At 63.0% G+C, this 16504-nt stretch carries 13 protein-coding genes; all 13 read left to right on the top strand.

What is annotated here, in order from left to right; all coding sequences use genetic code 11:
• Positions 1-59: 59 nt before the first annotated feature.
• On the top strand, positions 60-401 hold the full coding sequence (locus tag V3C40_RS17170) for a winged helix-turn-helix transcriptional regulator (RefSeq protein WP_072452581.1): 342 nt from the start codon (positions 60-62) through the stop codon (positions 399-401).
• Positions 402-617: 216 nt separating this feature from the next.
• On the top strand, positions 618-1160 hold the full coding sequence (locus V3C40_RS17165) for an NAD(P)H-dependent oxidoreductase (RefSeq protein WP_331778056.1): 543 nt from the start codon (positions 618-620) through the stop codon (positions 1158-1160).
• A gap of 231 nt (positions 1161-1391) precedes the next feature.
• The gene (locus tag V3C40_RS17160) at positions 1392-2366 is read left to right on the top strand and encodes a LysR family transcriptional regulator (protein ID WP_072452583.1); all 975 of its coding nucleotides are present in this window, start codon (positions 1392-1394) and stop codon (positions 2364-2366) included.
• Between the two features lie 257 nt (positions 2367-2623).
• Complete coding sequence (locus V3C40_RS17155) at positions 2624-5476, top strand: 2-oxoglutarate dehydrogenase E1 component (RefSeq protein WP_034752063.1); 2853 nt, start codon at positions 2624-2626, stop codon at positions 5474-5476.
• Positions 5477-5593: 117 nt separating this feature from the next.
• Complete coding sequence (gene odhB, locus V3C40_RS17150) at positions 5594-6850, top strand: 2-oxoglutarate dehydrogenase complex dihydrolipoyllysine-residue succinyltransferase (RefSeq protein WP_072452587.1); 1257 nt, start codon at positions 5594-5596, stop codon at positions 6848-6850.
• A 94-nt stretch (positions 6851-6944) separates the two neighbouring features.
• Entirely contained in the window at positions 6945-7334 is a 390-nt protein-coding gene (locus V3C40_RS17145; RefSeq protein WP_034752060.1) for a PspC domain-containing protein, read from the top strand.
• The gene (gene lpdA / locus V3C40_RS17140; protein ID WP_034752057.1) at positions 7324-8754 is read left to right on the top strand and encodes a dihydrolipoyl dehydrogenase; all 1431 of its coding nucleotides are present in this window, start codon (positions 7324-7326) and stop codon (positions 8752-8754) included. The genes V3C40_RS17145 and lpdA overlap by 11 nt, the downstream gene beginning before the upstream one ends.
• A 70-nt stretch (positions 8755-8824) precedes the next feature.
• Positions 8825-9922 carry a cell division protein ZapE gene (gene zapE / locus V3C40_RS17135; RefSeq protein WP_072452591.1) on the top strand — a complete coding sequence of 366 codons (1098 nt, stop codon included), beginning with the start codon at positions 8825-8827 and terminating at the stop codon, positions 9920-9922.
• A gap of 16 nt (positions 9923-9938) precedes the next feature.
• Complete coding sequence (locus tag V3C40_RS17130; RefSeq protein WP_219327454.1) at positions 9939-10658, top strand: hypothetical protein; 720 nt, start codon at positions 9939-9941, stop codon at positions 10656-10658.
• Between the two features lie 128 nt (positions 10659-10786).
• Positions 10787-10987, top strand: coding sequence for a YdcH family protein (locus V3C40_RS17125; protein ID WP_034752051.1), 201 nt, complete (start codon positions 10787-10789; stop codon positions 10985-10987).
• A gap of 43 nt (positions 10988-11030) precedes the next feature.
• Positions 11031-13085 (top strand): ATP-dependent DNA helicase, encoded by a 2055-nt coding sequence (locus V3C40_RS17120; RefSeq protein ID WP_034752050.1) that lies wholly within the window; start codon positions 11031-11033, stop codon positions 13083-13085.
• Positions 13086-13355: 270 nt separating this feature from the next.
• A complete protein-coding gene (locus V3C40_RS17115; protein WP_034752049.1) occupies positions 13356-13961 on the top strand; it encodes a toll/interleukin-1 receptor domain-containing protein in 606 nt (201 codons plus the stop codon).
• A 19-nt stretch (positions 13962-13980) separates the two neighbouring features.
• Positions 13981-16446 carry a tetratricopeptide repeat protein gene (locus V3C40_RS17110; protein WP_331778055.1) on the top strand — a complete coding sequence of 822 codons (2466 nt, stop codon included), beginning with the start codon at positions 13981-13983 and terminating at the stop codon, positions 16444-16446.
• Positions 16447-16504: the final 58 nt, after the last annotated feature.

The raw sequence follows: 16504 nt of genomic DNA, 5'->3' as shown, positions 1-16504 counted from the left end.
CCGTTTTTTTATGCCGTGCTGTTATGCTCGGGCCCTGGTTTAACAGGAAACACAACGCGATGAATGAAGAAACCTGCGCCCCCGGCGGCGTGGCCCTTGGCGATACGGCATTCGGCTATACCTTGTCGCTGATCGGCGGCAAGTACAAGATGCTGATCCTGTATGCGCTGGCGGAAAACACGGTGCTGCGGCATAACGAACTCAAGCGCCATCTCGGCGGCATCGCCTTCAAGACCCTCAGCGTCGTGCTGAAGGAGTTGGAAGCGGACGCGCTGATCGTCCGCAAGGAATATCCGCAAGTGCCACCCAAGGTGGAGTATTCGCTCTCAGGCAAGGGCGCCTCGCTGATCCCCGTGCTCCACACCCTGTGCGAGTGGGGCGAACGGCACCAGCCAGCCTGATCCTGATGTGCATGGCAAGGCGCTTTTCTACAGCTAAGTAACTTACTTTTTGTATGGTATAAGCAGTAAATGTGCGTACTTGTGAAAAGTACTCAGCATGGTTATGCTGTTTTTGCCTCTGCGGGCGCAACCACGCGCTACGGGGCAGGGTACCGGCTTGCCTGCTTTTCTGTGAACGCGGGGCCGGTGCATCCATCCCATTTCAGGAAAAACAGCATGTTGAAAACCCTCGTTATCGTCTTCCATCCGTCCATCGACACGTCGGTGGCCAACAAGCGCTGGCTGCAGGAGCTGGCGCAGTATCCCGACCGCTACACCATCCACGATGTGCACCAGGCTTGCCCCGACGGCATCATCGACGTGGCGCGCGAGCAGGCGCTGGTGGAAGCGCACGCCAATGTGGTCTTGCAGTTCCCCTTGTACTGGTTCAACTGTCCGCCCTTGCTCAAGCAATGGCTCGACGAGGTACTGGCGTATGGCTGGGCCTACGGCACGGGCGGCGATGCCTTCAAGGGGAGAAAAGTGGCGCTGGCCGTGACGGCAGGCATCCGCCAGGAAGACTTCACGCCGGAAGGCAAGTGGAACGTTACCCTGGCGCAGCTGCTGGCGCCGTTCGATGTCACCCTGGCGTATATCGGCGCCGACAACCGCCGCTTCTTTGCCTTCTATGGCGCGGAAGACGGGCCGAAGGAGCCGGACTATGCCGGGCGGCTGGCACGCAGTGCGCAAGAGTATGAGCGCTTCCTGGCCGCCTTGTAAGAGCGCTGGTCCAGTCGCAGTGCAAGCAGGTGATGCTCGGGCGCTTGCCGCTGGCGGCGATGGTGTGCGCTAACTGCGCCGCACCGGAACGGTTTCCAGGGTGCGGGAGGGGCGGCAAGCATTTTGTTCTTTCTGTGCTGGATGCTCTCCCGTCTTTCGACCAGGCGCGGCAAATAGGGTAGATTGCGGTATTAGTTGCATGGATCGGATGAATCAAGGGAGTATCACCGCATGGACCGTATCACCGCCGCACAAGTATTCGTCGCCATCGCCGAGCGGGGCAGCATGGTGGCCGCCAGCGAGACGCTCGATATGTCGCGCGCCATGGTGACGCGCTATCTGGCCGAGATGGAAGAGTGGGCGGGGGCGCGCCTGTTGCATCGCACCACGCGCCGTCTGAGCCTGACGGATGCGGGCGAAACCACTCTGGCGCGCTGCCGCCAGATGCTGGAAGTGGCCGGCGCCATGGCCGTCACCTCGCCCGAGGGTCTCGATACGCCGCACGGTTTGCTGCGCATCACCTGCTCGCAATCGCTGGCGCAGACGGCGCTCGCTGGCGCAGTAACCGCTTACCTGCGACGCTACCCGCGCGCCGCCGTCGACCTGCAGATGGAGAACCGCGCCGTCAACCTGGTGGAGCAGCGCATCGACCTGGCGATCCGCATCACGAACGCGCTCGAGCCGAACCTGATTGCGCGCCAGCTGGCCAGCTGCGCCTCGGTGGTGTGCGCCGCACCATCGTACCTCGCAGCGCACGGCACGCCGCGCCGGGCGCAAGACCTGGCCCTGCACAACTGCCTGACGTACACGTATTTCGGCAAGAGCCTGTGGCAATTTACGCATGACGGGGAAGCGCTCACTGTCCCCGTCAGCGGCCGCCTGTCGGCGAATGAGTCGCTGGTCCTGCTGGTAGCCACGGTGGCGGGGGCGGGCATCGCCTTGCAGCCGCGCTTTTCGGCCGCGCCGCTGATCGCCAGCGGACAGCTGGTGGAGCTGCTGCCCGCGTACCAGCCGCAAGACATGGGCATCTACGGCGTCTACACCTCGCGCCAGCACATGTCGCCCCTGCTGCGCACCATGCTCGACTTCCTGGTGCAGTGGTTTGCCGGCGATGCCGAGTGGCTGGCCGCCATCGCGGCGCCGCCTTCGCCGGGCAGACCAGTTGGCCGCAAGCGGCACGCCGGCAGGGCCGCCGATGTGCCGTAAGCACAACAGTGACAGGCTTGCAAGCCCGGGAAAATCAACAACACAGCTTACATTTGCTTGCCAAATAAAATTCAACTAGTCGTTGTTGCGTTACAATACCGCGTGCTATTCTAAATGACGGTATGCAGAATGCTGGTGCAATAAAAAAGCCCTTCCCCACAACTTGATGTGCAATCCGCTAACCGGTCAGGCCGTGTCGCGGAAGGTTAGATTAACCCGCTAATTCCTCGCGAAGCGCGAAGAAAGGTGAGCAATATATGCAGCAATTAACGACCAACTCCTACCTGTTCGGTGGGAATGCTCCGTACGTGGAAGACCTGTACGAGGCGTATCTGAACAACCCAGGCTCGGTACCCGATAACTGGCGTTCCTACTTCGACGCAATGCAGCACGTGCCTGCCGTCGATGGCACCAACAAGCCTGACGTGGCGCATGCCTCCGTCGTCGCCTCGTTCGCCGAGCGCGCAAAAGCTGGTCCGATCCGCACAGTGACCGCTTCCTTCGATGCTGAAATGGGCCGCAAGCGCGTCGCCGCCACGCAGCTGATCGCCGCTTACCGCTACCTCGGTTCGCACTGGGCCAACTTGGATCCGCTGCAACGCCAGGAACGTCCGATGATCCCTGAGCTCGAGCCGAGCTTCTACGGTTTCACCGACGCTGACATGGACACCGTGTTCAACATCAGCAATACCTATTTTGGCCCCGAGACCGCCACCCTGCGCGATCTGCTCAACTATCTGCGCGATACCTACACGCGTTCGATCGGCGCCGAATTCATGTACATCTCCGACCCGGCCGAAAAGCGCTGGCTGCAAGAGAAACTGGAATCGATCCGCTCGACCCCGAATTTCACCCCAGAGAAAAAAATTCACATCCTCGACCGCCTGACCGCGGCTGAAGGCCTGGAACGCTATCTGCACACCCGCTACGTGGGCCAGAAGCGCTTCTCCCTGGAAGGCGGCGAAACCTTCATCGCCTCGATGGATGAAACCATCCAGCGCGCCGGCGAAAAAGGCGTGCAGGAAATCGTCATCGGCATGGCCCACCGCGGCCGCCTGAACGTGCTGGTCAACACCCTGGGCAAAGCGCCGCAGGAACTGTTCGAAGAATTCGAAGGCAAGCATGGCGACGACCTGCCTGCCGGCGACGTGAAGTACCATCAAGGCTTCTCGTCGGACATCTCCACCGCAGGCGGCCCGGTCCACCTGTCGCTGGCGTTCAACCCGTCGCACCTGGAAATCGTCAACCCTGTGGTCGAAGGTTCCGTCAAGGCCCGCATGGATCGCCGCGGCGACGCGCAGGGCGCGCAAGTGCTGCCTATCCTGGTGCACGGCGATGCCGCTTTCGCCGGCCAGGGCGTGGTCATGGAAACGCTGAATCTGGCGCAAACCCGCGGCTACCATACCGGCGGCACGGTGCATATCGTGATCAACAACCAGATAGGTTTCACCACCTCGGATCCGCGCGATGCCCGCTCGACCCTGTACTGCTCGGACGTCGTCAAGATGATCGAAGCACCGGTCCTGCACATCAACGCCGATGATCCGGAAGCCGTGGTGCTGGCGACGCAGATCGCGCTCGACTACCGCATGGAATTCAAGAAGGACATCGTCCTCGACATTATCTGCTACCGCAAGCTTGGCCACAACGAGCAAGATACGCCGGCACTGACGCAGCCACTGATGTACAAGAAGATCGGCCAGCATCCAGGCACCCGCAAGCTGTACGCGGACAAGCTGGTAGCGCAAGGCGTGATCCCTGCCGATGGCGGCGACAAGATGGTGGCCGCATTCCGCGACGCCATGGACGCCGGCAAGCATACCGTCGATCCGGTCATCTCGAACTTCAAGAACAAGTACGCCGTCGACTGGCTGCCCTTCCTGAACAAGAAATGGACCGATTCGGCCGACACCGCCGTGCCGATGACGGAACTGAAACGCCTGGCCACCCGCATCACCACCGTGCCGGAAGACTTCAAGGTCCACTCGCTGGTTGAAAAAGTACTGGGCGACCGTGGCACCATGGGCCGTGGCGAAATGAACCTGGACTGGGGCATGGGCGAACACCTGGCCTACGCTTCGCTGGTATCGTCCGGCTATGCCATCCGCCTGACCGGACAGGATGCCGGCCGCGGCACCTTCGTGCACCGCCACGCCGTGCTGCATGACCAGAACCGCGAGCGTTGGGATGCAGGTACCTACATTCCGCTGCAAAACGTGTCGGACAACCAGGCGCCGTTTACCGTCATAGACTCGGTCCTGTCCGAAGAAGCCGTACTGGCCTTCGAATACGGCTACTCGACCGCTGAACCGAACACGCTGACGATCTGGGAAGCCCAGTTCGGCGACTTCGCCAACGGCGCGCAAGTGGTGATCGACCAATTCATCAGCTCCGGCGAAGTGAAGTGGGGCCGCGCTTCGGGCCTGGTCATGATGCTGCCGCACGGTTACGAAGGCCAGGGTCCTGAGCACTCGTCCGCACGTCCTGAACGTTTCCTGCAGCTGTGCGCAGACAACAACATGCAAGTGGTGCAGCCGACGACGGCTTCGCAGATCTTCCATTTGCTGCGCCGCCAGATGGTGCGCCAGTTCCGCAAGCCGCTGGTCATCCTGACGCCGAAGTCGCTGTTGCGCAACAAGGATGCCGGTTCGCCGCTGACCGACCTGGCCAAGGGCGGTTTCCAGACCGTCATCGGCGAAGTCGACGACAAAATCGACGCCAAGAAAGTCAAGCGCGTGGTCGCCTGCTCGGGCAAGGTCTATTACGACCTGGTCAACGCACGCAAGACCCGCGGCCAGACCGACACGGCCATCGTGCGGCTGGAACAGTTGTATCCGTTCCCGCACAAGTCGTTCGCTGCTGAACTGAAGAAGTTCCCGAACCTGGTCGAAGTCGTCTGGGCACAGGACGAGCCGCAAAACCAGGGCGCCTGGTTCCAGATCCAGCACAACATCTTCGAAGGCCTGGAATCGGGTCAGCGTCTGGCCTACGCCGGCCGTCCTGCTTCGGCGTCGCCTGCTGTCGGTTACTATGACAAGCACTACGCCCAGCAAAAAGATCTGCTGGAAACGGCATTCTCGAAGCTGAAGGGTTTTATCCTGACCAAGTAAGTGGCAGGATAAGGGGCGCCATGCGATTGCATGGCGCCTGCTTGCATACATCATGACGGAGCGCCGTCCTTGCTACGCAGGGGCGGCGCCGCAATAACAAAATAAACGGAGTTTTACATGGCACAAATCGAAGTCAAGGTTCCCCAGTTGTCGGAATCGGTTGCAGAAGCGACCCTGCTGGCATGGCACAAGAAAGTCGGCGAAGCAGTTGCGCGCGACGAAAACATGATCGATATCGAAACCGATAAAGTCGTGCTGGAACTGCCGGCGCCAGCCGCTGGCGTGATCGTTCAAATCATCAAGGCTGACGGCGCCACCGTTGTCGCCGGCGAAGTCATCGCCATCATCGACACCGACGGCTCGGCCAAGGTCAGCCCGATGGAAGTGTCGGCCGTGCCTGCGCCAGCCCTGGCTGCCGCCGCCCAAGATACCGCTAGCGCTTCGGCGCCAGCCGTCGCGACCAAAGGCGATGTCGCCATGCCTGCCGCTGCCAAGATCCTGTCCGAAAAAGGCCTGTCCGCTGGCGACGTCGCCGGTTCGGGCAAAGACGGCCGCGTGACCAAGGGCGACGCCCTGGCCGCTTCCGCCAAGCCAGCTGTCGCGCCGCTGGCGCCAGCCGCTGCCAAGCCAGCGCTGCAACAAGTTGCCACGCCATCGGCCGCCAACCTGGGTGACCGTCCTGAAGAGCGCGTGCCGATGAGCCGCCTGCGCGCACGTATCGCCGAGCGCCTGCTGCAATCGCAATCGACGAACGCCATCCTGACCACGTTCAATGAAGTGAACATGCAGCCGGTCATCGACCTGCGCAACAAGTACAAGGACAAGTTCGAGAAAGAGCACGGCGTCAAGCTGGGCTTCATGTCCTTCTTCGTCAAGGCCGCCGTCGCCGCCCTGAAAAAGTACCCGATCATCAATGCCTCCGTTGACGGCAACGACATCGTCTACCACGGCTACTTCGACATCGGTATCGCTGTCGGTTCGCCACGCGGCCTGGTCGTGCCTATCATCCGCAACGCGGACCAGCTGTCGATCGCCGACATCGAGAAAAAAATCGGTGAATTCGGCGCGAAAGCCAAGGAAGGCAAGCTGACCCTGGACGACCTGACGGGCGGCACGTTCTCGATCTCGAACGGCGGTACCTTCGGCTCCATGCTGTCGACCCCGATCATCAACCCGCCACAATCGGCCATCCTGGGCGTGCATGCGACCAAGGACCGCGCTGTTGTCGAAAACGGCCAGATCGTGGTACGTCCGATGAACTACCTGGCCATGTCCTACGACCACCGCATCATCGACGGCCGCGAAGCCGTCCTGGGCCTGGTGGCGATGAAAGAAGCGCTGGAAGATCCTGCACGCCTGCTGCTGGACCTGTAAGCACTGTAGTCCCCCGGCGTAGCCGCCGGGGCAATGTAGCTGATACCCCTTGCCAGAAGACGCAGCTGGCTGATCTCAATGAAAGAGGATTCCTATGAACATCTCTGAAGAAATCAAGCGTCTGCACGAGTTGCACCTGGCGGGCGCTCTGAGCGACGCGGAATTCGCGCAAGCGAAAGCCAAGCTCCTGAGCAATATCAACCTGGACAAGCCGGGCAGCACGTCCGGCGCCGGCGCCGATGCGGCGGCCGGTCCGGCGAACGACCTGGTGCAGGAATTCAACCGCCTGCGCCGTTCGCGCAACGACCGCTGGCTCGGCGGCGTCTGCGGCGGCCTGGGTCGCGCTTCCGGCATGGAAGCGTGGATCTGGCGTCTCGTCTTCGTCCTGTTTACATTGACCTTCGGCTTCGGCGTGGTGATTTACCTTCTATTGTGGATTTTCGTACCAGACGAAGAGATTGGAATAACAAAACATGAGTACTAAACAATTTGACGTAGTTGTCATCGGTGCGGGCCCTGGCGGCTACATCGCCGCCATCCGCGCAGCGCAGCTGGGCTTTTCCGTCGCTTGCGTCGACGAGTGGTCGAACGCCAAGGGCGGCGCCGCTCCTGGCGGTACCTGCACCAACGTCGGCTGCATCCCGTCGAAAGCGCTGCTGCAATCGTCCGAGCACTTCGAACACGCGGGCCACAGCTTCGCCGAGCACGGCATCGACGTCGCCGGCCTGAAGCTGAACCTGGGCCAGATGCTCAAGCGCAAGGACACCGTCGTCAAGCAAAACAACGACGGCATCCTGTACCTGTTCAAGAAGAACAAGATCGCCTTCTTCCACGGCCGCGCCGCTTTCGCCGCTGCCGCCGCTGGCACGTATGACATCAGCGTGACGGGCGAAGCCAACGAAACCCTGACGGCCAAGCACGTGGTCATCGCCACGGGTTCGAACGCGCGCGAACTGCCGGGCGCACCATTCGACGAGAAACTGATCCTGTCGAACACGGGCGCACTGGCCATCGACGCCGTACCAGCCAAGCTGGGCGTCATCGGTGCCGGCGTGATCGGCCTGGAAATGGGCAGCGTATGGCGCCGCCTGGGTTCCGACGTCACCGTGCTCGAAGGCCTGCCGGTCTTCCTGGGCGCCGTCGACGAGCAGATCGCCAAGGAAGCGTCGAAGCTGTTCACCAAGCAAGGCTTGAAGATCAACCTCGGTTGCAAGATCGGTGCGATCACGCCAGGCAAGAAAGACGTCACCGTGGAATTCGTGGACGCCAAGGGCGAAGCGCAAAAAGCCGTGTTCGACAAGCTGATCATCTCGATCGGCCGTACGCCGAACACGAATGGCCTGGGCGCTGACAAAGTCGGCCTGCAGCTGGACGAGCGCGGCTTCATCGCCGTCGACGGCGACTGCAAGACCAACCTGCCGAACGTCTGGGCGGTGGGCGACGTCGTGCGCGGCCCGATGCTGGCGCACAAGGCCGAAGAAGAAGGCGTCGCTGTGGCCGAGCGTATCGCCGGCCAGCATGGCCACACCAACTTCAACACGATTCCGTGGGTGATCTACACCTCGCCGGAAATCGCGTGGGTCGGCAAGACCGAGCAAACCCTGAAGGCCGAAGGCATCGCCTACAAGGCCGGCACCTTCCCGTTCATGGCCAACGGCCGTGCGCGCGCGCTGGGCGACACCTCGGGCATGGTGAAATTCCTGGCCGATGCGACGACCGATGAAATCCTCGGCGTGCACATCGTCGGCCCGATGGCGTCCGAACTGATTTCCGAAGCCGTCGTGGCGATGGAATTCAAGGCCTCGGCCGAAGACATCGCGCGCATCTGCCACGCTCACCCATCCCTGTCGGAAGCGACCAAGGAAGCGGCATTGGCTGTTGACAAGCGTACGTTGAACTTTTAATTGTAGTTAGTCCTGCAGGGGCGCTCGCGGATTTTTTCCGCCGGCGCCCTTGTGCGTTAAAGCGAATCCCATGAACGTAGAAGAGTTTTACCAGCACGCGCTGCAGAAGCGTGATTTCAAGGCCGATGCCGCCCAACGGCGCGCGGTCGACCGCCTGCAGCTGTGCTATGACGAGTGGGTGGCCTACAAGGGCCAGCGCTCGAGCACCTTCAAGCGCCTGCTGAACCGTCCTGCCGTGCCGAAAGGCGTGTATATGTGGGGCGGGGTGGGGCGCGGTAAATCGTTCCTGATGGACAGTTTTTACTCGGTCGTGCCCCTCGTGCGCAAGACGCGTTTGCACTTCCACGAATTCATGCGCGGCGTGCACCAGCAGCTCGATGAATTGAAAGGCGTGGCCGACCCGCTCGACGAGGTGGCCAAGCGCATCGCCAAGAAATACCGCCTCATCTGTTTCGATGAATTCCACGTTTCCGACATCGCCGACGCGATGATCCTGTACAACCTGCTGTCGGCCCTGTTCGCCAATGGCGTGTCCTTCATCATGACGTCGAATTACGATCCGGACCTGCTGTATCCGGACGGCCTGCACCGCGACCGCATGCTGCCGACCATCGCGCTGCTCAAGGACAAGCTCGACGTGATGAACGTCGACGCCGGCGTCGATTACCGCGGCCGCGCGCTGGAACAGGTGGAAAGCTACTATACCCCGCTGGGCGCGGAGACCGACAAGGCCCTGCGCGACGCCTACACGCGCATCGCCGAGACGGCCGACGAAGACGCGCGCATCCGCATCGAGAGCCGCGAAATCCATTGCCTGCGCCGCGCCGGCGGCATCATCTGGTTCGATTTCGCCACCTTGTGCGGCGGCCCCCGTTCGCAAAATGATTACCTGGAAATCGCCAGCCGCTTCCATACGGTGATATTGTCCGGCATACCGGCCATGTCGGCGGCGCAGTCGTCCGAGGCGCGCCGCTTCACGTGGCTGATCGACGTGTTTTATGACCAGAAGGTCAAGCTGATCATGTCGGCCGAAGTGCCGCCGGACCAGCTGTACACGAACGGCATGCTGGCCAACGAGTTTCACCGCACCGTTTCGCGTATCATCGAGATGCAATCGCGCGAATACATGGAAAAAGAACAGCGCGGCGCGGCCGACGCGATCGTTTGAGGCAGGGATAATGAACATGATGGCAAATACACTATACAAGCTGGGTGCGGCGCTGGGCCTGGTCCTGGCGTTGTCCGCCTGCGCGCACCAGGGCGCCGCGGCATTGGATGAGGTCGGTGCACCGCAGGTGCCCGCCACCCTGTCCGTGGAAGAAGCGGACGCCAAACTGAAGCAGTCGGCCAGCGAGCGCGAAGCGGCGGAAAACGAGTTTGCCGCGCGCGAACTCGCGTGCTACGACAAGTTTTTCGTGAATAACTGCCTGGACAAGGCCAAGGAAAAGCGCCGCCTGATCCTCGTGCGCCTGCGCGCCGTCGATGCGGAAGCGAACTATTTCAAGCGGGCCGAATCCGTGCGCCTGCGCGATATCGACCTGGCCAGGACGCAGGAAAGTGCGCGCCTCGACGCCGAGCAGCGAGCCGCCGCCGTGCCCAAGCCCGTGAAAGTGGTTACGCCCGAGCCGGCGCCGCCCAAGCCGCAAGGCAAGAGCCTTGCCGAACGCGAGGCCGAGCAAGCGGCGAAGGTGGCGAAACAGGCTGCCGACGATGCGGCCGAAGCACCGCGCCGCGCGGCCCGTGAAGCCGCCTATGCGAAAAAACAGGCGGATGCCGTGGAGCGCCAGAAACGGGTGGCGCAACGCCTGGCCGAGCGCCAGGCCGAAGCGCAGGCCAAGGCTGCCAAGGCGGCGGCCGCCGCTGCCAGCGCGCCGGCCGTTGTGCCTGTGCCGCCGGCCAATTAAGACTGCCGTGCAAGGGTGCGCCGGAAATGGCGTGCCCTAAGGCGCGCGGCAGGTTAAACTACGCACCATGGCTGCCTGCGCGCGCCGGTTTCCCAACATTGTTACTAACACTGCCTGGAACGCAACACATGAGCGATGCACAGCAAATAGAGCGGCGCCTGATTGAACTCAACGTGGAACACCGCGACCTCGATGCCGTCATCGAGTTGCTGATACTCGATGGCCACCATGACGAGCTGCAGCTGCGCCGCCTGAAAAAGCGCAAATTGCAATTGAAGGATCACATCACCTTGCTGAAAATGCAGTTGGTGCCCGACGTTCCCGCCTGAGGGGCGCCAGTAGCGTCCAGTCCAGCCTTCACCTAAGTATATTTTGACCGATCACAATTCATTGCCAGTAAGCCCAGATGGCCAGCCGGCCGATCTGCAAGCCAGTCTGCCAGCCGAACCGCAGGCGGCGCCTGGCAAGCACGATGCCGACATCGAGCGCCTGTTTGGCGCCGGCGGCCCGCTCGGCCCCGCCGTGGGCAGCTACAAGCCGCGCCGTTCGCAAACGGAAATGGCGAAAGCCATCGCCAGCGCCATCGACAGCCAGACGACCCTGATCGCCGAGGCGGGCACGGGCACCGGCAAAACCTTCGCTTATCTGGTGCCGGCCCTGATGTGGGGCGGCAAGACCATCGTATCCACGGGCACGAAGAACTTGCAGGATCAATTGTTCCTGCGCGATATCCCCACCGTGCGCGCCGCGCTGCAGGCGCCCGTTTCCGTTGCCTTGCTCAAGGGCCGCTCGAACTACGTCTGCCACTATCATTTGGAACGCACGCTGCAGAACGGCCGCATGACGTCGCGCGACGACGTGGGCCATCTGCGCGAAATCTCGCGCTTCATCAAGATGACCAGTTCCGGCGACAAGGCCGAGCTGGCCAAGGTGCCGGAAAACGCCATGATCTGGAACCTGGTGACGTCCACGCGCGATACCTGCATGGGCGCCGAGTGCCAGTACTACCAGGATTGCTTCGTGATGAAGGCCCGCAAGGAAGCCCAGCAGGCTGACGTGGTGGTGGTCAACCATCATTTGTTCTTTGCCGACGTGGCCCTGAAGGACACGGGCGTGGCGGAATTGCTGCCGTCGGCCAATACCATCATCTTCGATGAGGCGCACCAGTTGCCCGATACGGCGACCTTGTTCTTCGGTAACACGGTGTCGACCTCGCAAATCCTCGAGCTGTGCCGCGACGTGCTGGCCGAGGGCCTCGCGCACGCGCGCGGCATCGACTGGGCCAAGACCGTCACGGTGGTGGAAAAGGCGGCGCGCGACCTGCGCCTGACCTTCCCGCAGGATATCGTGCGCCTGTCCTTGCCGCAGATCGCCCCGTCGAGCGACTTTTTCCCCGCGCTCGATACCCTCAAGGATGAGCTCGACGGCATGGTGGCCGTGCTGGAAACCCAGGCGGAACGGGCGGAAACGCTGGAGCAGTGCAGAGTGCGCGGCGTCGAGCTGGCGCAGCAGCTGAGCGGCTGGAAGTTCGATCCGAAAGCGAAAGTGGCGGCTGGCGAGGAAGCCGTGTTCTGGGTGGAAGCGTTTTCCAGCTCCTTGCAGTTGCATAAAACGCCATTGTCGATCGCGCCGATCTTCAACAACCAGCGCGAAGGCACGCCGCGCAGCTGGATTTTCACGTCCGCCACCCTGGCCGTGAAAAACGATTTCAAGCATTTTTCCGAACAGATGGGCTTGACGGGCGAGCCGTCGCATACGTGGCCGTCGCCGTTCGACTATGGCCAGCAGGGCTTGCTGTTCGTGCCGCAAAACCTGCCGCAACCGAACTCGCTCGGCTACACGGACGCCGTCATCGACTGCGCCTTGCCCATCATCGAGGCGGCGGGCGGGCGCACCTTCTTCCTGTGCACCACCTTGCGCGCCGTGAAACGGGCCGCCGAGCGCCTGGCCGACGAATTCAGGCAGCGGGGCCTGAACTTCCCCCTGTTCGTGCAGGGAGAAAAGGGCCGCACGGAATTGCTCGACCAGTTCCGCGCGGCCGGCAATGGCGTGCTGATCGGTAGCCAGAGCTTCTGGGAAGGCGTCGACGTGCGCGGCGATGCGCTGTCCCTCGTGATCATCGACAAGCTGCCGTTCGCGCCGCCCGACGACCCCGTGCTGGCCGCGCGCATCGAAGTGATGGAAAAGCAGGGCAAGAATGGTTTCATGCACCACTCGCTGCCGGAAGCCATCATCAACCTGAAGCAGGGCGCGGGCCGCCTGATCCGCGACGAGGGCGACCGGGGCGTGCTGATGATTTGCGATCCGCGCCTCATTTCCAAGCCATATGGCAAGCGCATCTGGCAAAGCCTGCCGCCGTTCAAGCGCACGCGCGATACCGCCGAAGTGGTGGAGTTCTTTCGCAACCTGCCCGCCAAGGGCGCTTAAGTTCCGCTTGCCGGCGCCATCCGCGCGCCGGCTTATTTCCCTTTGTTATCAAGCGAGTAGCGTTTTCCGTGCGGCGCCCGCTTGCGCGCCTGGTATGCCAGAAAGCGGCGCGATCACGCCAGTTTCTGGCATTGTGACGCATGTCCAGGACGCCAGACACATCTTTGCGCCAGCGCAAAAAGGTTGTTGCTGAGCGGTCTACAGTGAGCCCATGCCTTACAGGGGCAAGGCGCGGCGATGGCAGGGCCGCACGGGGAACAGGGGGATGCCATGGAGATCCGCTACGGCTGTTTCTTGAGTTATGCACACGGCCAATATGCGTTCATGAACAAGTTCAAGAATGACCTCATCGAGGCGCTGGCGTGCTATCTGGAGCCGCACCTGGACCGCGAGGAGGTCCTGTTCATCGACAGCGAGCAGTTGGGCGGCGGCGACGATATCGACCTGCGCGTGGCGCGCGCCATGTGCCAGAGCGTCTGCATGATCGTGCTGTACACGCCCAAATATGAAGCGCACGGCTATACGCGGCGTGAATTTGCCGCCATGCAGCTGATCGAACAGGAGCGGCGCGCCTGGTATGAACTGCCCAGCCACCTGATCATCCCCATCATCATGACGCGCCATCCGGACGGCTTGCCGCCGCAAATCACGGAGTCGGGCCTGTACGTCGATTTTTCCGGCTACACACTGGCCAGCGGCGACCTGAAGTCAAACCCCCAATACCTGCCCGACATCGAACGCATCGTGCAGCGCATCGCCACGCATTACCACTTGCTCAAGCGGTCAACACCGCCCGGCCACGATTGCAGCCGTTTCGTGTTGCCCGATATTCCACCGGAATGGCGCGCCATTCCGCCTCCCCACTTTCCACGTTAATCACGTAAAAGGTCCTGTCATGGAATGCCAACGCCTCTCCCTGCCGCCTTTGAGCGCCCCTGGCGAAGTCGTCACCTTCTATTCCTACAAGGGCGGTACCGGCCGCACCATGGCCCTGTCGAACATCGCCGTCCTGCTGGCGCGCCGTGAAAACGCCAGCGTGCCCGTGCTGATGCTGGACTGGGACATGGAAGCGCCGGGCCTGCACCATTATTTCGAGCAGCACGAAGAGCGGCCGGGCGTGCTCGAGTTCTTCGAAGCGTGCCGCCAGCAGCTCGAACGCATCAGCCTGGAAACGGCGGGCGGGCGCGCCGGCGGACAGGGCACAGGACGCGAGGACGCGGCGCTGGCCCAGCGCGTGCTCGACGCCATCGACTGGCAGCAGTACGTGGTGCGCGTCGACCAGGGCAGTCCGCTGTACCTGATGCGCGCGGGACGCTTCGACGCCAGCTACAGCGAGCGACTGGCGCAGATGCGCTGGGATCAATTGTTCGACACGTGCCCGGCCCTGTTCCGCTGCTTCGCCGATACCCTGGCCCAGCATTTCCGCTATGTGCTCGTCGATTCGCGCACGGGCCGCACGGACAGCGCCGGCATCTGCACCACCTTGCTGCCGAAAAAGCTTGTGGTGGTCTTCACGCCGAACCGGCAAAGCCTGGAAGGCGTCGACGCGCTCGTCACGCGGGCCATCGAGTACCGCCGCAGCCATGAAGACGAACAGCGCCCGCTGCTCGTGTATCCCTTGCCCTCGCGCATAGAAATGGGCGATGGCGCGCAGCGCGCCGAGTGGCGCCGCGGCGACGCGCACAAGGGCATCGCCGGCTTCCAGCCCATGTTCGAGCGCCTGCTGCGCACCTCCTACGGCTTGCCGCAGATCGCCCTCGACAGCTATTTCGACGAAGTCCAGCTGCAGCAGACGAAAACCTTTGCCTATGGCGAGCAGCTGGCCGTGCGCATCGACCAGGGCGGCGACCGCTTTTCCCTCACGCGCACCTTCGAAGCCTTTTTGCAGTGGCTGACGGGCGGCTACTTCCCCTGGCAGTCGAGCCGTGAAATCGCCTTGCTGGGCGCCATCAGCGAAGCGCGCCAGGCCTTGCTGGCCGAGCCGGGCCGCGCCGTGGCCTTGCCGCTGGCGCGCGACCTGGCCCGTTTGGGCGAGCTGTACCGCAAGGATGGGCGCAGCGCGCAGGCGCTCGACGCCTTTCGCCAGAGCGTCGAGATCCGCGTGCGCCTGTTGGGCGAGGAGCATCCCGACAGCCTGGCGTGCAAGAGCGGCATGGCGCGCCTGCTGCGCCAGCTGGGCAAGTTCGATGAAGCCCGCTTCCTGGAAGAAGACGTGCTCGACGTGCGCGAGCGCGTGCTGGGCAGCGAACATCCCGACACTCTGGCCGCCCGGGCCTTCCTGGCGCAAACCCTGTTGCTGCAGGGCGAACTGGCGGCGGCGCTGCTGCTGCAGGATACGGTGCTGGCCACCTATGCGCGCCAGCTGGGCGGCGAGCATCCGCTGACCCTCGATGCGATGGATGGCCGCGCCGCCACCTTGCTGCGCATGGGTCGGCTGGCGCAGGCGCAGCAAGTGCTGGCCACGGTGGTGGCGGCGCGCGAGCGCCTGTTTGGCGCCGAACATGGCGATACCTTGCGCAGCAAGCTGGCCCTGGCGCAGGCGCTGGGGCGCGAAGGCGACCTGGAGGGTGCGCGGCGCCTGCTCGCCGCCGTGCTGCAGGTACAGGAGCGGCGCCTGGGCAGCGACCATGCGGCCACCTTGTCCACGCGCGACTTGCTGGCCGACGTCGTGGCCGGGCAGGGCGACTGGGCCGGCGCGCGCCAGCTGCACGAAGACCAGGTGGCGGCGCGCGAGCGCACGCGCGGGCTCGACCATCCGGAAACCCTGATGAGCCAGCGCAAGCTGGCCGAGGCGCTGCTGCGGCGCGGCGAGCTCGATGCGGCGCGCAGCGTGCAGGAGCAGGTGCTGGAAGTGCATGCGCGCCTGCTGGGCGAAGACCACCTCGACACCTTGCACAGCAAGACGCAATTGGCCGGCACCCTGCAGCAGCAGGGCGACAGCGAGGCGGCGCGCCTGCTCGAAGACGCCGTGCTCAGCGGTAGCGACCGGCTGTTGAACGCCCCCGTCACCGGGCATGCGGACAGCGTGCTCGACGGCGCGCGGCATTTGCAGGAAACCATCCTGGCCGGCCGCGCCAACGGCCACGAAGGGGCCGAGCCGGACACCCTGGCCAGCATGATCTCGATGTTGCAAGGCATGATCGAGCGGGAACAGTATGCGCAGGCGGGCGAACTGGCCGAACATTTGAAGTCTTGCCTGCTGCGCCCTGGCGTGCCAGGCAAGCTGCGCCGGCGCGGCATGGCGCAGTTGAAAAGGATGTACAAGTTGCAAGGCGACCTGAATGCCTTGCTGGCCTTGCAGGAAGATGAAGTGCAGGCGCTGGAAGGGGCGTTGTCGGAAGCGCGCATCGAGCAGCGCTGACCTGGGTGCGCCATCTTCGCGCGGCGGCACAAAAAATGCTGCCTATCGGCGTGCGGCA

The sequence above is a fragment of the Janthinobacterium sp. LS2A genome, assembly GCF_036543145.1.
Taxonomy (GTDB): Bacteria; Pseudomonadota; Gammaproteobacteria; order Burkholderiales; family Burkholderiaceae_D; genus Janthinobacterium; species Janthinobacterium aestuarii.
This window is presented reverse-complemented; position numbering and strand designations above follow the sequence as displayed.

Bases quoted from the DNA above. Each gene is read 5' to 3' on its own strand.
- odhB (WP_072452587.1), top strand. From the start codon at position 5,594: ATGGCACAAATCGAAGTCAAGGTTCCCCAGTTGTCGGAATCGGTTGCA.
- V3C40_RS17110 (WP_331778055.1), top strand. From the start codon at position 13,981: ATGGAATGCCAACGCCTCTCCCTGCCGCCTTTGAGCGCCCCTGGCGAA.
- V3C40_RS17145 (WP_034752060.1), top strand. From the start codon at position 6,945: ATGAACATCTCTGAAGAAATCAAGCGTCTGCACGAGTTGCACCTGGCG.
- zapE (WP_072452591.1), top strand. From the start codon at position 8,825: ATGAACGTAGAAGAGTTTTACCAGCACGCGCTGCAGAAGCGTGATTTC.
- V3C40_RS17125 (WP_034752051.1), top strand. From the start codon at position 10,787: ATGAGCGATGCACAGCAAATAGAGCGGCGCCTGATTGAACTCAACGTG.
- V3C40_RS17170 (WP_072452581.1), top strand. From the start codon at position 60: ATGAATGAAGAAACCTGCGCCCCCGGCGGCGTGGCCCTTGGCGATACG.
- V3C40_RS17130 (WP_219327454.1), top strand. From the start codon at position 9,939: ATGATGGCAAATACACTATACAAGCTGGGTGCGGCGCTGGGCCTGGTC.
- V3C40_RS17165 (WP_331778056.1), top strand. From the start codon at position 618: ATGTTGAAAACCCTCGTTATCGTCTTCCATCCGTCCATCGACACGTCG.
- V3C40_RS17160 (WP_072452583.1), top strand. From the start codon at position 1,392: ATGGACCGTATCACCGCCGCACAAGTATTCGTCGCCATCGCCGAGCGG.
- V3C40_RS17155 (WP_034752063.1), top strand. From the start codon at position 2,624: ATGCAGCAATTAACGACCAACTCCTACCTGTTCGGTGGGAATGCTCCG.
- lpdA (WP_034752057.1), top strand. From the start codon at position 7,324: ATGAGTACTAAACAATTTGACGTAGTTGTCATCGGTGCGGGCCCTGGC.
- V3C40_RS17115 (WP_034752049.1), top strand. From the start codon at position 13,356: ATGGAGATCCGCTACGGCTGTTTCTTGAGTTATGCACACGGCCAATAT.